This is a genomic window from Natrinema zhouii (assembly GCF_013456555.2).
Lineage (GTDB): Archaea > Halobacteriota > Halobacteria > Halobacteriales > Natrialbaceae > Natrinema > Natrinema zhouii.
On the sequence record NZ_CP059154.1, the window covers coordinates 3,393,573 to 3,411,444 of the forward strand.

At 65.7% G+C, this 17,872-nt stretch carries 21 protein-coding genes; 8 read left to right on the top strand and 13 right to left on the bottom strand.

From position 1 onward, the window contains the following. Positions 1-17 precede the first annotated feature (17 nt). The 3 genes from HYG81_RS35630 to HYG81_RS35640 form a co-directional block, all read right to left on the bottom strand. Complete coding sequence (locus tag HYG81_RS35630; RefSeq protein WP_180840895.1) at positions 18-440, bottom strand: thiol-disulfide oxidoreductase DCC family protein; 423 nt, start codon at positions 438-440, stop codon at positions 18-20. A gap of 8 nt (positions 441-448) precedes the next feature. Then, a complete protein-coding gene (locus tag HYG81_RS35635; protein ID WP_180840896.1) occupies positions 449-2,053 on the bottom strand; it encodes an HTTM domain-containing protein in 1,605 nt (534 codons plus the stop codon). 283 nt (positions 2,054-2,336) lie between these two features. Next, positions 2,337-3,383, bottom strand: a complete 1,047-nt coding sequence (locus tag HYG81_RS35640) for a phytoene/squalene synthase family protein (protein WP_180840897.1) — start codon at positions 3,381-3,383, stop codon at positions 2,337-2,339. Between the two features lie 252 nt (positions 3,384-3,635). On the opposite strand from HYG81_RS35640, the gene HYG81_RS35645 reads away from it, so the two are divergent. Continuing rightward, positions 3,636-4,277, top strand: a complete 642-nt coding sequence (locus HYG81_RS35645; RefSeq protein WP_180843056.1) for an SDR family oxidoreductase — start codon at positions 3,636-3,638, stop codon at positions 4,275-4,277. Positions 4,278-4,319: 42 nt separating this feature from the next. Here HYG81_RS35645 and HYG81_RS35650 read toward each other — a convergent pair whose 3' ends face one another. Further along, positions 4,320-4,970, bottom strand: a complete 651-nt coding sequence (locus tag HYG81_RS35650; protein ID WP_180840898.1) for a helix-turn-helix domain-containing protein — start codon at positions 4,968-4,970, stop codon at positions 4,320-4,322. 85 nt (positions 4,971-5,055) lie between these two features. Here HYG81_RS35650 and HYG81_RS35655 point away from each other — a divergent pair, with 85 nt between their 5' ends. The 3 genes from HYG81_RS35655 (at position 5,056) to HYG81_RS35665 (ending at position 7,663) form a co-directional block, all read left to right on the top strand. Continuing rightward, positions 5,056-6,114 carry a complex I subunit 1/NuoH family protein gene (locus HYG81_RS35655; RefSeq protein ID WP_180840899.1) on the top strand — a complete coding sequence of 353 codons (1,059 nt, stop codon included), beginning with the start codon at positions 5,056-5,058 and terminating at the stop codon, positions 6,112-6,114. Positions 6,115-6,237: 123 nt separating this feature from the next. Further along, a complete protein-coding gene (locus HYG81_RS35660) occupies positions 6,238-7,383 on the top strand; it encodes an acyl-CoA dehydrogenase (protein ID WP_180840900.1) in 1,146 nt (381 codons plus the stop codon). A 109-nt stretch (positions 7,384-7,492) separates the two neighbouring features. Beyond that, positions 7,493-7,663: a hypothetical protein gene (locus HYG81_RS35665; RefSeq protein WP_180840901.1), complete on the top strand. Its 171-nt coding sequence runs from the start codon at positions 7,493-7,495 to the stop codon at positions 7,661-7,663. A 20-nt stretch (positions 7,664-7,683) separates the two neighbouring features. Here the strand turns inward: HYG81_RS35665 and HYG81_RS35670 are convergent, their stop codons facing one another. Together HYG81_RS35670 and HYG81_RS35675 are read right to left on the bottom strand one after the other, a co-directional pair. Then, on the bottom strand, positions 7,684-7,986 hold the full coding sequence (locus HYG81_RS35670; protein ID WP_180840902.1) for a PadR family transcriptional regulator: 303 nt from the start codon (positions 7,984-7,986) through the stop codon (positions 7,684-7,686). 64 nt (positions 7,987-8,050) lie between these two features. Then, entirely contained in the window at positions 8,051-8,956 is a 906-nt protein-coding gene (locus HYG81_RS35675) for a DUF3267 domain-containing protein (protein WP_180840903.1), read from the bottom strand. 107 nt (positions 8,957-9,063) lie between these two features. Between HYG81_RS35675 and HYG81_RS35680 the strand changes: the two genes are divergently transcribed. Continuing rightward, the gene (locus tag HYG81_RS35680; RefSeq protein ID WP_180840904.1) at positions 9,064-9,363 is read left to right on the top strand and encodes a DUF7111 family protein; all 300 of its coding nucleotides are present in this window, start codon (positions 9,064-9,066) and stop codon (positions 9,361-9,363) included. A gap of 41 nt (positions 9,364-9,404) precedes the next feature. Here HYG81_RS35680 and HYG81_RS35685 read toward each other — a convergent pair whose 3' ends face one another. Further along, entirely contained in the window at positions 9,405-9,728 is a 324-nt protein-coding gene (locus HYG81_RS35685) for a DUF7410 domain-containing protein (protein WP_425607524.1), read from the bottom strand. Between the two features lie 187 nt (positions 9,729-9,915). Between HYG81_RS35685 and HYG81_RS35690 the strand changes: the two genes are divergently transcribed. Next, complete coding sequence (locus HYG81_RS35690; RefSeq protein WP_180840905.1) at positions 9,916-11,343, top strand: heme o synthase; 1,428 nt, start codon at positions 9,916-9,918, stop codon at positions 11,341-11,343. Between the two features lie 174 nt (positions 11,344-11,517). Here the strand turns inward: HYG81_RS35690 and HYG81_RS35695 are convergent, their stop codons facing one another. Next, entirely contained in the window at positions 11,518-12,585 is a 1,068-nt protein-coding gene (locus tag HYG81_RS35695) for a M42 family metallopeptidase (protein WP_180840906.1), read from the bottom strand. 207 nt (positions 12,586-12,792) lie between these two features. On the opposite strand from HYG81_RS35695, the gene HYG81_RS35700 reads away from it, so the two are divergent. After that, a complete protein-coding gene (locus HYG81_RS35700; RefSeq protein ID WP_180840907.1) occupies positions 12,793-13,962 on the top strand; it encodes a thiolase C-terminal domain-containing protein in 1,170 nt (389 codons plus the stop codon). Further along, entirely contained in the window at positions 13,959-14,351 is a 393-nt protein-coding gene (locus tag HYG81_RS35705; RefSeq protein WP_180840908.1) for a Zn-ribbon domain-containing OB-fold protein, read from the top strand. Before HYG81_RS35700 ends, HYG81_RS35705 begins: the two co-directional genes overlap by 4 nt. A 137-nt stretch (positions 14,352-14,488) precedes the next feature. Here the strand turns inward: HYG81_RS35705 and HYG81_RS35710 are convergent, their stop codons facing one another. From HYG81_RS35710 to HYG81_RS35730, 5 genes are all read right to left on the bottom strand, one after another. Continuing rightward, positions 14,489-15,433 (bottom strand): alpha/beta fold hydrolase, encoded by a 945-nt coding sequence (locus HYG81_RS35710; RefSeq protein ID WP_180840909.1) that lies wholly within the window; start codon positions 15,431-15,433, stop codon positions 14,489-14,491. 159 nt (positions 15,434-15,592) lie between these two features. Continuing rightward, positions 15,593-15,772 carry a DUF7511 domain-containing protein gene (locus HYG81_RS35715; protein ID WP_226777503.1) on the bottom strand — a complete coding sequence of 60 codons (180 nt, stop codon included), beginning with the start codon at positions 15,770-15,772 and terminating at the stop codon, positions 15,593-15,595. Position 15,773: 1 nt separating this feature from the next. After that, positions 15,774-16,010, bottom strand: coding sequence for a UPF0058 family protein (locus tag HYG81_RS35720; RefSeq protein WP_180840910.1), 237 nt, complete (start codon positions 16,008-16,010; stop codon positions 15,774-15,776). 203 nt (positions 16,011-16,213) lie between these two features. After that, entirely contained in the window at positions 16,214-17,320 is a 1,107-nt protein-coding gene (gene meaB, locus HYG81_RS35725; protein ID WP_180843058.1) for a methylmalonyl Co-A mutase-associated GTPase MeaB, read from the bottom strand. A gap of 2 nt (positions 17,321-17,322) precedes the next feature. Beyond that, complete coding sequence (locus HYG81_RS35730; RefSeq protein WP_180840911.1) at positions 17,323-17,739, bottom strand: cobalamin B12-binding domain-containing protein; 417 nt, start codon at positions 17,737-17,739, stop codon at positions 17,323-17,325. Between the last annotated feature and the right edge of the window lie 133 nt (positions 17,740-17,872).

Below are 17,872 nucleotides of genomic sequence, written 5' to 3' on the forward strand. Positions count from 1 at the left end.
CGGGACTCATCGACGTCTCACTCGAGGAACCGCGCACCGACGTCCACGTCGGCCGGCGGCATGGCACACTGGTTTCTCTTGCCGAACCAACGATAGCGGCGTGCGGCGACGAAGTCGTAGGCCCAGTCCCGGAGCCGACGCGGCAGGAATCGAGACGGGCCGAGCAGCGCGTAGCCGCCACCGAGGAGCCGCGCGATCCGGATGACCGCACTCGACTTCACGTAGCAGTCGTCGCCCTCGATCAGGACGATCGACTCGAGTTCGTCGGTCGGCAGGCCGTGCTCGGCGAGCAACGCCGTGCCGATATCGGACTGGAGCGACGCGAAGCGGAACGTCCCTGCCGTATCCCGGGGCAGAACGAACTGGACGAACCCGTTACAGAGGTTGCAGACGCCGTCGAAGAGGATGATCGGGTGGTCGTCAGGTACCGCTTCGCTCATCTGTTACCTCAGGTTAGGGCCACCCCCAATTCAGGGTTCCGGTCGGGAGTATCGTCGTCGGACGAACACGACTGCTCGACCACCCTACCAGTCGTCGGCGCTTTCGGTTCGCCCTCGAGAACGATCGGCTGATTGGTGTAGGTCACGGCGACGCTTCGGACTGGGGCGGCGGTCTGTGCGCTCGCCGTCTCGCACATGTGCGCAGCGAACCGGTCGGCGCGCTCGTCGCTGTCGGACAGCGAGTTCAGGTACTTGCGCCACCGGAAATCCGGGAGCGTCTCGGCGGCGTCCGGTGGTGGTTCGGTCCGGAGTTTCGTTCCTCGGAGGACGTCGAGATTTTCCCCGCCGTCGATCTCTGCTTCGACCACGTACCAGCCGTAACTCGTGCTCGGATCGGGGGCGAACATCTCCCACTGGTGGTCCTCGGGCTCGACCGAGTCGATCGGTTCGAACGGGTCCGCCACACCGAGGAGCGCGACGCTCCAGAGGACGACGCCGAGCAGCAGACAGGTAACGATCACCGACCAGCACTGTCGTTTCCGTCGCCGGATCGGTTCCGTCCACAGCGAACCCAGCGTTCGCGGTCGGCGCAGGCGACCGGTCAGCGCCCGGAACGTCGCGACGATGCGCTCGAGGACACCGACTCGATCGACGGCAGCGGCCCCGACGGACTCGAGCGCGTCCCAGACCCGCGGCGGGAGAAACAGGAGGAACGCACCGGCCAGAACGGCGGGGAAGAGGCCGACGGCCATCGAGAGGGCCATTCCGGTGACCGCCGCGATGAACGCGATGGCGTACACGGTTCGGAGGCGATCGGTGAGCAGGAGCAACAGCGGTGCGCCGGTCACCAGCCCCGCCCAGACGTAGGTCCCGACCTCGAGGAAGAGCGGAGAGTTCACGGCGTGGTTTCCCAGCAGAACGGTCATGTGGTCCTGGCGGAGCGCGTAGTGCAGCGCTTCGCCGCTGTGCCAGGTGTCGCCCTCGGCCTTGCGGAGTGCGTTACTAACGAAGACGACGACGATAGAGCCGAGCATCGCTGCGGTCGCCGGCGTGACGATCATCGGGCTACCATTGGAGCCCTCTCCGGGGTCCGATCCGCACTCGTCACCATCGGCATCACCGGCATCGCCCAGCGCGTCGATCGACCAGCGCGTTCCGAGCGGCAGGAACACGGCCAGAAACACCAGTTCGTGGAGGAGCCTGTCGCCGCCGTTCAGCAGGAACGGGTTTCGGTACTGCATCGAGACGAGCAGGACGAGCGAGAGGACGGTCGCGGTCCGCGTCCGATAGCCGACGAGCAACGCGACGGCGACGACTGCCCCACAGCCGAACAACAGCGTCTGTACCCACGGCTCCACCGAGAGGGCGTGAATCGAGTACGTCGCGGTCGGGTACTGTTCGAAGAGCAGCGCCCGCGGGAGCACCCCGTCGTCGGTGTAGAACGTGACGAGATACCGCGACCGGTGAAGGATGTCGACCAATAGAATGAGTCCGAGTGTGATACGGAACGCGGCGAGCGCACGCGCGTCGATACCGAATCGCTGCTCGAGCGCATCGCGAGCCCGCGCTCGCAGCCGATCCGTTCGAGAGTGGGTCGAACCGATATCGGTCATGGACGGTGGGAGATGGTGTTCATGGGGACTCGATCACTCCGTTCCCGTTGATCGGGGTATCGAACGCCGAATTCAGGTCCGGCAGTCGATTACGGATCGACGTTCGTCGGCTTCAACCAGCTGTTTCCCACCTCTCGTTCGGTATATCTGATATGCTTTGTGTCTCTCATCGAACGCGGGGCTCCTCGAGAAACGCAGTCCGGGGGATTCACAGAAACAGTGGGCCGACCGAGTGCTACTGCAAGCAAACTCGTCGCATCGTCTCAGCAGCGGCCGCCAGCGCTCACTGGTGGAGCGGCTGCTCCGACATCTTGGCGCGGAGTTCGTCCAGTCGCGAGCGAGAGACGCCGTCCTCGAACTGCTGGAGGAGGGCGAACACCTCTGCTCGAGACACCTTGACGTCGCCCTCGCGGACGACATCCTCGGGACGTTCGCGCAGCTCCCGGAGGGTGCCGACCGCGAGCAGGTAGGGGATCGCCCACGCCGAGAGCCGGTTGCCGTGGTGTTCGGGCACGACCTCGAGGTAGCGATGAGCGTCGTCGAGATAGTGTTCGGCGCGACTCGTCACCCGCTTGATGACGTTCGTGACGCCACCGTGGTGGTCCTCGTCGGTCACCGATTCGACGTCGACGTTCTCCGCCGCGAGCCACTCGGCGGGGAGGTAGACGTTGTTCTCCTCGCGATAGTCGTCGTCTACGTCCTTCGCGATGTTGACCAACTGGAGGAGGAGCGCGAACGATCGGGCGTTCCCCCGCATCTCGTCGGCGCGTTCCTGCGAGGTTCCTCGGGCGACCAACCCGGTGATCAGGGTGCCGACGGTGCCGGCGGCGTACCAGCAGTACTCCTCGAGTTCCTCGATCGTCTGGAGGCGCAATCCGCCCTCGCTCGCGTAGCGATCGGTGAACATCGCCATCCCGTCGACGAGTTCGCGGACCGGTTCGCGCATAATCTCGCGAGGTTCCTCCTCGAACGATTCGAACGTTCGCAGGACGCGGGGCGTCTCAGCGACGACCGTCCAGTCCTGCGTTCGTTCGTCGGGAATCCACGGCTCGACGTCGTCCATGAACGCCGAGACGGAGCTGTCAGCGTCCGGATCGAGCAGTCGATCGTACCTCGTGAGCAGCTCCGTCTGTACGTCCGGCGGGATGTGGCCCGCATCCTCGATCGTGTCGGCGATCCGGCACAGGAGGTAGCCGACACAGATGTGTCTCGCCATCGGCTCCTCGAGCCGGTCGATCGTAATCGAGAAGGTCCGCGAAACGCCGTGAACCGCGTCGTAACACCACTCGAGGTCGGCGTCAGTGGGGGATTCGGGCTGGCCCGTAGTCATCTACTCGAGTTAGTTTGGTGACCATCGGGGAAAAACACCGCGGTCGCGGCGTGTTCTTCCGATCGGTGGCGAACTGGGCGTTCGATCCGTGGCGAATTCGCATCCGATCCGTGGCGGTATTTGCGTCCGATCGGTGCCAAGGTGTGCGTCCGATCAGTGGCAACGGAGGACTCACTGAGCGCAGACGCGATCCACTGCGACCCGGCGTTTCCCGACAAAACCGGTATCACGGAGCGACGCGAAGCCGAGGTCGTGACCGAAACCGTACTCATCGCCGGCGCTCACGGGCAGGTCGGACAGCACGTGACGGAACTGCTCGGCGCGAGCGATCGCACTGCTCGAGCGATGGTTCGCGACGAGTCCCAGACCGACGAGATGGCGGAACTGGGCGGGGAGCCGGTCGTAGCGGACCTGACCGATGACGTCGACCACGCGGTCGAGGGCTGTGATGCGATCGTTTTCGCTGCCGGCTCCGGCGGCGAGGACGTCTACGGCGTCGACCGCGACGGTGCGATCAATCTGATCGACGCGGCGAGCGAGGCGGGCGTCAACCGGTTCGTCATGCTCAGTTCGATGGGTGCCGACGATCCGGAATCGGGGCCCGAGGCGCTTCGGGACTACCTGATCGCCAAGGCCGAGGCCGACGAGTACCTCCGCAACAGTGGCGTCGACTATACGATCGTTCGGCCGGGCGAGCTAACCAACGAACCCGGCACCGGCGAAATTCGGGCTGGCGAGGGACTCGAGCTGGGAGACGGTGATATCCCTCGCGAAGACGTCGCTCGGACGCTCGTGACCGCGATCGACGTCGAGTCCGTCTCCGGCGAGACGTTCGAGATTCTCTCGGGTGACGAGTCGATCGAGGAGGCGCTCGAGTCGATCGGCTCTCAGTGACTGACCGACCGATCCGGCTCGCCGAATCGACCGACGTGGCGGTTACAGGACTGTGCGGATGATCCGCGACTCCGCCTTCTGGAGGTGCTCTGCCGCGGTGCTCCTCGCACACCCCAGCTCCGCTGCGACGTCCTCGATCGTCGCCCGACGCGGTGTCTCGTAGTAGCCCGCCGCCAGCGCGGTGCGGACCGTCTCGCGCTGTCGCGAGGTGAGAGCGGCGTCCACGGTTTCACGCGGCGTATCGTACTCCCCGACGCGTTCGACCGCGACGTCGATCCCGTCGGGAACGGTCGCCAGCGCCGTTCGGAGCGCGTCGGCCTCGCCGACCACTTCGAAGCGGACTCCGCCGTCGTCCCTGTACGTCAACGGCGGGAGGACGACGAGTCCGTCGCGGGTGAACGCATCGTACAGCGTTCGCTCGAGTTCGGTCGTCCGTCCCTGCGTGTAGCAGTACAGCCGACGGTCGTCGATCCGCGTGATGGAGAACGCCTCGGTCTCGGGGATCGACTCGAGCGCGTCCGCGAGCCGTCCGGCGTCGCCGACGATATAGAACAGGATGGCGGGGACGTCGACATCTACGATGTTCCAGTGGAGCATCTGCACGCGGTCGACGAACGCTCGCTCCGTCATGGCCGTATGCACCGGGTGGATTTCGCGGTCCGTCGGGCGAACGGTCAGGCGGAGATACCGCATGGCTCGGCGTTCGCTCTTGATTGATATAAAAGTCCGAATATGTCTCGCAGAATCGACGTTCGGGAACAGTTCGTAACCGTCGCACATGACGCTACTTCCCGAGGCGATCGCTCGAGCGGTGTTCGGCGGCTCGCCGACCGTCCTCGAGCAGACCGTCGCCGCGGTCGCAGCCGCCGTTCTCGTCGCGTTGGTCCCGCTGGGCTGTGCGGCAGTCGTCGTCTGGGCGAAGCGCAAAGTGACGGCCGCGTTTACCGATCGGATCGCCCCGAACCAAATCGGCCCGTTCGGGGTTCTCATTATCGTCGCCGACGTCGTCCGGCTGCTCAGTAAGGAACTGATCGTCCCGGACGCCGTCGACCGCCCCGCATACGACCTCGGTCCGGTCATCGTCGTGTTTTCGGCCGTCGTCGGGTTCGCGGTCATACCGATGGGATCGATTTTCGGCGTCAACGTGCAGCTCGCTGACCCCGAGACGGGACTCGTCTACGTCTTCGCGGTCGCCTCCCTCGCCACGATCGGACTCACGATGTGTGGCTACGCGTCGAACAACAAGTACTCGCTGCTCGGCGGACTGCGAGCGGTCGCACAGAACCTCGCATACGAGATCCCGTTGCTCGTAACCGCCGCGTCAGTCGTTCTCTTCGCGGGCTCTCTGCAGACGAGCGAAATCGTCGCAGCCCAGCGGACAACGCTTCTCGAGATCGGCGGGCTGTCCGTCCCGTCGTGGTACGCGATCGTCAATCCCTTCGCCTTCGTATTGTTCCTGACCGCGAATCTCGCGGAAGTGGGCCGCAACCCCTTCGACACGCCGGAGGCGCCGACCGAAATCGTCGCCGGCTACCAGACGGAGTACTCCTCGGTCTACTTCGTGCTCGTCTACATGGGTGAGTTCGTTCACGTCTTCCTGGGCGGTGCGATCGTCGCGACAGTCTTCCTCGGTGGGCCGGCTGGCCCGCTCCTCCCCGGTTTCATCTGGTTCCTCGCTAAGATCTGGGCCGTGTTCCTGTTCACACAGTGGGCGCGCTCCGCACTGCCGCGGGTTCGGATCGACCAGCTGATCGAAATCGGCTGGAAGGGGCTGCTCGTGCTCTCCTTCGCTAACCTGCTCAGTACCGCCGTCATCGTCGGTCTGCTGGCCGCGTGAGCCGGTCGAGATGGCGCTTCGACGAGCGTTCGTTCGGCCGTCCGGTGACCCCGCTGTCTGAATCCGGTGACTCCGCTGTCGAAAGAGCGAACTATAAAGAAGCGAGGCCACACATTCGACCGTATGGATTTCGCACTCTCGGCCGAGCAGCAACAGATTCGAGATATGGTCTCGGAGTTCGTCGACGAGGAGGTCGTCCCCGTCGCCGACGAGATCGACCACGAGGACGAGTTCCCCGCCGACCTCGTCAGCGAGATGGCCGACCTCGGTCTAATGGGGATGCCGTTCCCCGAGGAGTACGGCGGTGCCGGGCTGGACTACCACTCCTACGCGATCGGCCTCGAGGAAATCTCCCGCGGCTCGGGCGGTCTCGGCACGATCGTCGCCGCTCACACCTCGCTGGCGGGGAACATGCTCTACGAGTTCGGTGATGACTCCCAGAAGGAGGAGTACCTGATGCCGCTGGCCGAGGGTCGAGACATCGGCGCGTTCGCGCTCTCGGAGGCGGGCGCGGGCAGCGACGTCCCCGCGATGGACACCACTGCGACAAAAGAGGGCGACGAGTACGTCATCAACGGCGGCAAACTCTGGATCTCGAACGGCTCCGTGGCCGAGACGGTCACCCTGTTCGCGAAAACAGATCCGGAGGCAGGTAACAAGGGAATCACCTCCTTTATCGTTCGGCCCGAGGAGGACGACGGCTTCATCGTCGAGGGAACGGAGGACAAACTCGGCGACAAAGGCTGTCCGACCGCAGAGCTCCGATTCGACGACCTCCGGATTCCGGAATCGCGCCGGCTCGGCGAGGAGGGCGAGGGTTTCGTCCACGCGCTGAAGACCCTCAACGGCGGCCGGATCACGATTGCCGCTCGAGGCGTCGGTATCGCCCGCGCGGCCTTCGAGGAGGCCCGCGACTACGCCAACGAGCGCGAGCAGTTCGGCCAGCCCATCGGCGAGTTCCAGTCGATCAAGCACAAGCTGGCAGATATGGACACGAAGATTCAGGCCGCGAAAATGCTCATGCACAAGGCCGCGGACAAGAAGATCCGCGGCGAGGACTACATCAAGGACGCCTCCCAGGCCAAGCTCTACGCCTCTGAGGTGAGCCGCGAGGTCGCGAACGAAGGAATACAGATCCACGGCGGCTACGGCTACACGAAGGACTTCGCCGCACAGCGGTTCTACCGCGACGCCAAGCTCAACGAGATCTACGAGGGCACCAGCGAGGTGCTCCGGAACACGATTGGCGACCAACTGCTCGAGGAATAGCCTCTCAGTCCGCCTCTCGAGCGCCGGCCGCCGCGATCCGTCGCCAGCAGCGTTTGTTCCATCGATCCTATTACAGTACGCTTACAGTATTCCAGCGTGCAGTGGGCGCATGGACCGAACTGAGCTGTTCCTCGCGATCATCGCGTACACGCTGATCGTGATGACGTTCACAATTGAGGGCGAATACGTCGATTTCGCGATGGTCCCACTTTTCGGACTGTTGTTCGCCATCCCGCTGTACGTGGCCGTCCGCCTCATCAGAAACCCGTCTCTCGAGTGACCGATACGGTGCTCCACAGCCTACCCGTCGGTCTCGTCGCCGCTCTCGAGACAGTCCCGAACCCATTCGGCGTGTTCACGGACCCGCCGATCCCCGCCATCGGTCAGCGCGTAGACGTCGTGCAGCCCCTCGGTACGTTTCTCGACGAAGCCCGCGTCGACCAGCGCCGACAGCGAGCCGTAGAACGATTTGGGCTCGAGCCGGTCGTCGTAGTGTGACTCGAGGCGCGATTTCAGCTGTTGTCCGCGCAGTTCGCCCGCCTCTGCCGCCGCGAGCAGGAAACAGATGTCCCGACGGCGACCGCTCCGGAGCCACTTGCTCATACCTCGAGTTGCGTCCGAGAGACGCTCGAGCGTTACGGTTTTCCTCCCGCTCGCACGTCCCGGCTCAGTCGCGCTCGAGCTGCCGGAGGGCGGTCGCGACGACCGACCAGACGAGCCCGCCGAGTACGGCCGCGGCGAGCAGCGCTCGATCGCCGATTTCGAGGAGGGCAGTGCCGTCGGGGTGGCGATCGTGACGGAAGAGCAGCCAGCCCCCCTCCGGGTCACCGAGGACGACATCGCCGGTGCCGACCGCGAGCGAGAGCAGGACGGCGAACAGCGCGTACGTCACGATCGCGGCGAGGGTTCCGACGCTCCCGGTCAGAAATCGTGCGAGAAGCGGCGTGCCCGGAAGGCGGCTGACGGAGCGATCGTTCGCGCCGTAGATTCCGAACCCCTGCACGCCGCCGGGCGGGTCGCCGACGCGAACGTCGGCGGGGTACTGGCAGAGGACGGCGGCCATCCAGAGGTCGCCGATCGAGCCGGCGGCGTTCGCCGCCAGCGGAACGATCAGCAGGGGAGACGGAACGACGACCATCGCGGCGAGCCCGAGGGTCGTGATCACCACGAACGGCGCGAGCAGGGCGACGAGCAACTGATTCCGGGAGTAACTCGCGCCGCTCGTTTCGGCGTAGGCGTACGGCAACACGAAGTACGAGAAACCGATGCCGAAGTCCGGCGTGCCGCCGTAGCGAGCCATGAACACCCCGTGGAGCAGTTCGTGGGGGACGACCACGCAGACGAGCAGTCCGAGGGAGACGGCGACCGCACCGGCGACCGTCGGCGGCGAGGACGGCGCGATCACGATCGGCTCGAGAGACGCTCCACGAATCGACGCGAGGACGTGTCCGAACCCGTACGCGAACCCGAAAAATCCGACCGCGGAGACGACGAGCCACTGCAGCGCGACCGCTCGCGTGAGTCGAAACGTCGCGAGCGGACGCGGGACCGAGGCGGATTCCGATCGGCTCACGGGACGGACCTCGAAGTCAACTGGAAAATCGGTGTCGATGTTCGCTGCTCTCCGGGCCGCCAGCCGGAACCGACAGCTTCCCGGTGGTCGCCCCGCGAGTTGCCGGCATGACCGACGATCGGACGGCCGAGGCCGACGGTATCAGGGCCACCTACGACGAAACCGAGACGGAACGCATCCTCTCCTTCGAGCGCGTGGAGGCCGACGGCGGCGGGACCGGCCCCACGGCTGCGATCGCCCAGAACCGCGAGGGGTATGCGATGTTGAAAGTACGACCGACAGTCGAGGGCGACGAACTCGAGCGCTACTACGGGTTCGACATGGCCCTCGACCACGCCGGGGAGTTGCTCGGCGTCTCGCCACACGTCCTCCCGGTTCCGGCTGCGGCCGAAGATATGGGGATGTGACTCGGACGACGAACGCGGGGCTCAGACGACGAACGCGGGGCTCAGACGACGAACGCGGCGACGATCAGCAGTCCGAAGTACAGCAGGACCAGGACGCCGAGCGCGTACAGCCGAAAGCGGCGCGTCTCCGCGCGTTCCTCGCGGACGGCCCGCTCGACGGTCGCTCGTTCGCGCTCCGAGAGTCGGTCGGGGTGCTCGAGGCCGCGGTGAAGCGACTCGTAGCGCGCTCGCCGAAACGGCCGGTCACAGTAGGGACAGCGAACCGGCGGCTCATCGCGCACGTCGAGTTCGCGCTCCCCGGTGGCCGTGCTCGCTCCGGAGAGGGTATCGATCGCAGGGGCTTGCCCTCGTGAGTCGCCGGACACGCTCCCCACTATGCGGGCCGGCCCAATCCCTTTTCGGTCGGCCCTCGACTGCTGGGTGTCGACGGCGATGCCGATGGCTGTCAGTCTACTCCCCGTGAACCAGTTCAGTGGGCGGGAAAATCGCTGCAAGCGGGACGAAGCGGGAGCCATAAATACGCGGAGTCGAAGGGTGTAGACGAGACTAGCCGTGGCAAGAGAGTCGTTTCCCCGTCCGATCGGCACCCGCCGGCGCTTCTCCGCACTGCTCGCAGCGACCGCGCTGGGCGTCTACTTGCTGTTGATCGTCGGCGCGACGACCTCACTGACGAACGCGGCCGCGTCGTGTTCGACGTGGCCGACCTGTCACGCACCCATCGATCCCCTGAACCAGACCGAACTCGCGATCGCGTGGGGCCACCGGCTCACCGCCGTCGTCGTCGGCCTGCTCGTCGTCACGACCGCCGCGACGGCGGTCCTCGGTGACACCTCGAGAAACGTCCGAGCGACACTGGTCGCCGCCGCCGTCCTCTACGTCGTCCAGATCGGCGTCGGCGCCGTCACCGCGACGACCGGCCCCGCTGCGATCCTCCCCGGACTCCACCTCGCGCTCGGCCTCGTGATCTTCTCGGGGGTCGTCCTCGCGCTCGCGTGGGACCTCGAGATCGCAACCGGAAGCGACGACGACGCCATCGACTCGCCGGAACCGCTCGCGGACCTCGAGGAATCGGTCCCGACCGCGTCCGAGCGCACGCTCCCCGCGAGTCGGCTGGCTCGCGCCCGGCTCACCGCCTTCGCCTACTTCCAGATGATGAAACCGCGGCTGATGTGGCTGCTCTGCCTCGTCGCCGCCGCCGGAATGGCGCTGGCGGCCGGCCCCGGCCTCGAGATCTACACCATCGTCGCGACGCTCGGCGGCGGCGTCCTCGCGATCGGCGCGAGCGGGACCTTCAACCACGTCCTCGAGCGGGACATCGATCAGAAGATGTCCCGCACCGCGGATCGACCGCTGGCGGTCGACCTGATCCCGGTTCGAAACGCGCTCGCGTTCGGACTCGGGCTGACCGTCCTGTCGCTCGGAGCGTTCCTGACGATCAATCGGCTCGCGGCGGCGCTCGGACTGGCCGCGATCATGTTCTACAGCGTCGTCTACACACTGGTGCTCAAACCGAACACGGTGCAGAACACCGTCATCGGCGGCGCTGCGGGCGCGCTCCCCGCGCTGATCGGCTGGGCGGCCGTGACGAACGAGATCGGCTGGCCCGGGCTCGCGCTCGCGGGCGTCATCTTCCTCTGGACGCCGGCACACTTCTACAACCTCGCGCTGGCGTACAAGGACGACTACGCTCGCGGCGGCTTTCCCATGATGCCGGTCGTTCGAGGCGAGACCGTCACTCGCAAACACATCCTCTACTACATCGCCGCGACGTTCGTGAGCACGATCGCGCTGGCGTGGATCACCGAACTCGGCGCGCTGTACGCCGGCACGGTCGTCGTCTTCGGCGGGATCTTCCTCTGGGCCGCCGTTCGACTGCACTTCGAACAGACCGAAGCCGCCGCGTTCCGGTCGTTCCACGCCTCGAACGCGTTCCTCGGGGCCGTGCTGGTCGCGATCCTCGTGGACGCGCTCGCGTTCTAGACAGGTCGCCTGCTCACTTTCTCACAGACTCGCTTCCCGTGTGTGGACTCAACGCGCAAACTCGCTCGCTGCCAGCCAGCGGCCCCGACAGCGCAGCCGGCTGTCGGCCGACTCGAGTCGCCACGCGATAAGATCCGCAGCTCAAAAGGAGGGGGAGGTGCTCGGTCGCCCTCGTTACAGCGTGTAATCGAACTCCCCGTCTTCGGTCGCCAGAAACGCCTCGAGCAGGTCGATCGTCGCTGCAATGTCGTCGACGTGGGCAGTCTCGGTTACGGTGTGGAGATACCGCGTCGGAACCGAGATCGCACCGACCGGTTTCGCGCCGGACGCCTGCTGGAACCCCGCCGTGTCGGTGCCGCCCGCGGGGAGGATCTCGAGCTGGTAGTCGATTCCCTCCTCGTCGGCGATCGACTGGAGGCGGCCGTGAAGCTTCGGGTTGGTGATGACGCTCGAGTCCTTGAGCTTGATCGCGGTGCCGTCGCCGAGTTCGGTGACGCGCTCGCCGGCGTCGAAGCCGGGGATGTCGTTGGCGACGGTGACGTCCAGCGCGAGCGCGAGGTCGGGGTCGATGTCGACGCCCAGCGTGCGAGCCCCCCGCAGGCCGACTTCCTCCTGGACGGTCGCACAGAAGTGAATCGTCACGTGTGGGTCCGTCAGTCGGCGGGCCGCCTCGAGCATGGCGAACAGGCAGACCCGGTCGTCCAGGGCCTTCCCGGTGATCGTCTCGCCGACGCGCTCGGTGGTCTGGGCCATCGTGACGAGGTCACCGGGCGAGACGCGTTCCTCGAGCTCCTCGTAGGGGAGGCCGGGATCGACGACGACGTCCTCGACCTCGGGGGTCTTCTCTTTCTGTTTCTCGTCGAGCGTGTGCGGCGGCGGCGAGCCGATGACGGCCGGGATGTCCTCGTCGTCGGTGTGAATCGTCACCCGCTGGGCCTTGAGTACGCGCGCGTCCCAGCCGCCGAGCGCGTCGAGTTCGACGAAGCCGTACTCGTCCTCGCTCCCCCGGATGTGGCGCACCATGAACCCCACTTCATCCATGTGAGCGGCAACGGCGACCGAGTAGTCGCTCTCGCCCTCGAGGGTTCCGACGACGTTACCCATCGCGTCGGTACGGATGCGGTCGACGGACTCCTCGAACTCTCGGACGACGAGGTCGCGAACGCGGTCCTCGTAGCCGGGGACGCCACTCGTCTCGGTGAGTTCCGTCAGGAGATCCAGATCGAACGGAACGGATGTCATGCCCACATATGGGGCGTCAAATCATATAAGATCGCGGAAATAGCGACCGTCCCGTCACGAACCGGGCAGTAAGACGAGTCTGCCGATTAAATCTCCAGAAGCTGGGTTTCACCGATCGATGACGGTCTCTGCGTGCGAGGTATCACCAATCGTGAGAACGGATCCGTAACCGCGGAGTATTAACGGATCCGACCACTAACTGTGTCTATGAGTGACGTACGTGTGGCAGGAACGGGGCTGACGCCGTTCGGGAACAGTCCTGAACGGACCAGTCGAGATCTCTTTGCCGAAGCGAGCATCACGGCCTTCGAATCGAGCGGCGTCCCCCGAGACGACGTCGAGGCGGTCCTCTACGGCAACTTCATGGGCGAACTCTCCGAGCATCAGGGCCATCAGGGACCGCTCATGGCCGAAGCCGCGGGCGTACAGGCTCCCGCGACTCGCTACGAATCCGCGTGTGCCTCGAGCGGCACCGCGGTCCGCGAGGCGGTCAAGCGGATCCGAAACGGCGAGAACGACGTGTTGCTCGTCGGCGGCGCGGAGCGGATGACCAACCTCGGCACCGCGGGCGCGACCGAGGCGCTCGCGATCGCCGCGGACGACCTCTGGGAGGTGCGGGCCGGCGTGACTTTCCCCGGCGCGTACGCACTGATGGCCCAGGCGTACTTCGACGAGTTCGGCGGTGAGCGCGAGGATCTGGCCCACATCGCCGTCAAGAACCACGCGAACGCCCTGACCAACGACAAGGCTCAGTACCAGCGCGCGATCGAGGTCTCGGACGTCCTCGAGGCCCCGCCGGTCTCCGAACCGCTCGGACTGTACGACGCCTGTCCGATCTCTGACGGCGCGTCCGCGCTCGTCCTGACGAGCGAGTCCTACGCCGAAGAACACGACCTCGAGGCCCCGGTCGCGATCACGGGCACCGGGCAGGGCGGCGACCGGATGGCGCTACACGACCGCGAGCACCTCGTCCGCTCGCCCGCCGCACGCGAGGCCGGCGAAGAGGCTTACGCCGACGCCGGCGTCGACGCGGGCGACGTGGACGTCGCGGAGGTCCACGACTGCTTTACCATCGCCGAGGTGCTCGCGCTCGAGGCACTGGATCTCGAGCCGATCGGCGAAGGCATTTCTGCGGCCCGCGACGGGCGGACGACGGCGGACGGCGAGACACCGATCAATCTCTCCGGCGGGCTGAAAGCCAAGGGCCACCCGGTCGGCGCGACCGGCGCGTCTCAAATCGCCGAAGTCACTGATCTGCTGGCCGGCGAGCATCCCAACAGCGAACACATCGACGGCGCGACGACCGGCGTCGCGCACAACGCGGGTGGCACTGTCGCCAGTGCAACCGTTCACGTCCTGGAGGTGACCGACCGATGAGCGACTCCGAATCCGTCGCCGACGCCGGCTTCGACGAATGGCTCGAGGCCGCCGCGGACGGCGATGCATATTGCCTCGAGTGTGCCAACGGTCACGGCTCCCTGCCGCCGCGACGGGTCTGTCCCGACTGTGGCTCGACGGACCTCGCGGAAACGGAGCTTCCCGATACCGGGAAGATCCAGACGTTTACCGTTACGCACGTCCCGACGCCAGCCTTCGAGGAGGACGCGCCGTACGCAAACGCCATCGTGGATTTCGGCGCGGTGCGGATCACGGGACAGGTCGTCGGTATTGACCCCGGAGACGTCGAGACCGGCATGACGGTCGAACTCGAGATCACGGTCTCGGAGACGACCGGCGAGCGCGTGATTGCACTCCGCCCGGTGTAGTCTCCGGTTCGGACGCGACGACAGCGCGTCGCTCTCTCCTCGATCCCGGGACCTGCTTTTGATCGTCCGATGACGATAGTGACGGGACCGTCGCGGTCGCTAGCGGCGCGAAACGCGACGAAAAACTGACCGCTCGATTATTCGTCGGAGCCGATACCGGCCCGTGGGAGTTCCGCACTCAGGTACTCGACGAACTTGTCCGGGTGTTCGGCGTGTGGCAGTTGGGTCGCGTAGTCGATGACGACCAGATCGAGGTCGGCGGCCTCGGCGAGATCGCGGCCCTCCCGGAGCGGGACGAGCTCCGCGTCGCGGCCCCAGACGAGTGTCGTCGGCGTCTCGAGGGCGGCCAGCGCCGTCGCGAGGTCGAACTCGGGATCGAGGGTACCCGCAGCGAAGGAGGCGGGCGCGTAACGCGCACCGGGCTGGTGGGCGCTGTCCCAGGCGTACTGGACTTCCTCGGCGTCGATCCGGTCGGAGTCGTAGTAGCCGTCCCGATCGTAGAAGTACCGGATCGACGGCTTGCTGGCGAGGAAGTTGTACAGCGTCGTGCCGACGATCGGCGTCCGAAGCAGGGTCCGGACCCACGGCCGCTCGTCGCCCGTCTCGTCGGTCGGGCAGATCAGTACGAGCCGTTCGAACTCGGTTTCGTCGGCGGCGTCGGCCGCGAACGCGCCGGTCAGCGAGGAGGCGACGACGATCGGCTCGTCGGTGACGTCGTCGGCGAAATCACGGACGAACTCGGCGTAGAGCGTCGCGGAGTAGACCAGCGGCGGCCGCTCGGAGCGACCGAAACCGGGGAGATCGACCGCGTAGACGTGGTAGTCCTCCGCCAGTTGCTCGAGGATGGGCTGGAACTCGTTGCTGCTCGCCCCCGTGTGGACTCCGTGAAGCAAGAGCATGTCCGGATCGTTCGGGTCGCCGGCGACGGTGTACGTCGTCTCGATTCCCCGCCAGCGATACGTGCGTTCGATGCCGGGAAGCGGGTTCTCGAGGCCGCTCGCACGGCGCTTGAGGAGCCGATTTCCGAGGACGGCACCACCGACGGTTCCGAGGGCTGCACCGAGGACTGTTCGGGCTTTCATAGGGGATCATAAGTGGCCAACGGCCTTAGACTTCAGGTTCGGGTTCAGACCTGCTGGAATCGGGACGCCGGATATGACTGATAATCGACTGATGGACCCGGATGGGTGAAGCCGCGCGATCCATCGCACGGTCGATGACTCGACCGAAACGCTGGCTCGTCACCGAATCTCGCCCGCGTGGGTGTACGTCTCCTCCCCGTCCGCGAGAATCCACATCGTCTCGAGTTGCTCGTCCGTCGCATCCGGCGGATAGAGGACGCACGCGTTTCCGTTCACGTTTTCGATGACGACAGCAGTCAACTCGCTTTTTCGTGAGGGGGTGTCGGAACTCGAGGTCACGTTACGTCGGTATCGTCTGGTCCGGTGGGGGTCGTCTCTGAACGCAGTCGACGATGTCGTTCAGCAGCAGGTCGATCGCCCGCTCGTGTGCTTCTTTTCGGCGGTGGATGTGTGCCGGTCGAACCGGTTGCGCGTCGTAGTCCTCGAAGCTGCTGGACGGAACACCGTCCTCTCGCTCGAGGGACGCACGTACTTCGAACAGCAGTGCGTGAAGGTTTATGAGCTCCTGTTCCCTCATGCGGACCAATCACGTGCCACTCGACAATAGTGATTTCTGAGATAGATATTAAATGTGCGAATCTGGGTGACAGATACACTCACTTGGTCCGTTCGGAATCTAGTACCGAGATCGTCGTTACGAAGTGACAGTACCGAACCGAAAGAGTACTACCGAAACGACGACACGATGACAGCCACGCTTCCCAGTTCCCGACCGGGACGTTACGTCGGGCTCGAGCCGTCGCCACCCGACTCGGTCTCGAGATTCTCGACGCAGGCCTCGACGGGCGCGAGCACGGCACTGGCGATCGAGTAGGGATCGGTCTCGCCCCGACGGACGGCTTCGGCGAGGTCGTCGACGCCGCCGCGTTCGGCGAGTTCGTCCTCGAGCAGGGCGTGGACGTCCTCGCGCAGGAGCGTCCGTATTTCCTCGGCGTAGCGCTGGCGGGTCCGTTCGGCGTGCGTCCCGGAGTCGACGAGGTACGTGCGGTGGTTCGATAGTTCGTCGATGAAGGTCTCGACGCCGGTGCCTTTCGTGGCGACCGTCTCGACGATCGGTGGGGACCAGCTCTCGTCTTCGTCATCCCCGCCCTCGTCGGCCGTCTCGCCCCAGTCGTCGCCACCGCTGTCCATCGCGTCGGCACCGTGGTGGCCGCCGCTCCCGCCCGCGAGCCCGCTTTCCTCGCCGAGATGGACCATCTCTCGCAGTTCTTGTACCGTGCGGTCCGCGCCGTCGCGGTCGGCCTTGTTGACGACGAAGATATCGGCAATCTCGAGGATGCCGGCTTTCAGCGTCTGGATGTCGTCACCGGAGCCCGGCGGGACGAGCACGGCGACGGTGTCGGCGGTGCGGACGATATCGATCTCGTTTTGCCCCGCGCCGACGGTCTCGATGATGATCTTGTCCTTGCCGAAGGCGTCCATCGCTTTGACCGCGTCCGCGGTCGCCGTCGAGAGTCCACCGAGGGTCCCTCGGGCGCTCATCGAGCGGACGAAGACGTCCATGTCGCCGACGGTGGAGGCCATCCGGATCCGATCGCCCAGCACGGCCCCGCCGGTAAACGGTGAGGAGGGATCGATCGCGATGATTCCGACCGTGTCACCGCGCTCGCGGTAAGACTCCGCGAGCTTGTCGACCAGCGTCGACTTGCCCGCGCCCGGCGAGCCGGTGATCCCGATGACGTCGGCGTTGCCGGTGTGGGCGTAGAGCTCCGAGACGAGGTCGCGATAGCCCGGCGAGCGGTTCTCGATCTTCGAGATGACCCGGGCGAGCGCGCGGTGTTCCCCCGAAAGCAGCGCCTCGAGCAGCGACTGATCGTCGGGGTCCATGCTCATCGCTGGGGCGCGTTCTCGCGGACGAATTCGATGGTCTCCTCGACCGAGGTGCCGGGCCCGAAGATGGCCGCGACGCCCTGCTCTTTGAGCCCCTCGCGATCCTCGTCGGGAATGACGCCGCCGGCGAGGACGAGCGTGTCGTCTTTGGCACCGTACTCCTCGAGGCCGTCCATGATCTTCGGGAGGAGCGTGTCGTGTGCGCCCGAGAGGATCGAGATGCCGAGGACGTCGACGTCCTCTTGCACCGCTGCCTGGACGATTTCGTCGGGTGCTTTGTGCAGTCCGGAATAGATGACCTCGAAGCCGGCGTCTCGGAACGCGCGGGCGATGACGTGGGCCCCGCGGTCGTGGCCGTCGAGTCCGACTTTGGCGACGAGACACCGAATCGACTCCGCTTCCTGTTCGCTGCTCATACCCACACCTTCCCGAGCCGACCGTTTGACTTTAACGGAAAATAGTTCGCATCCGACGCGCAGCGACGGGATTTGATCGGTAGCGATCCGACGGTCGAACGGCCGACGGTCGAACATTCTTCATGTCGTGACT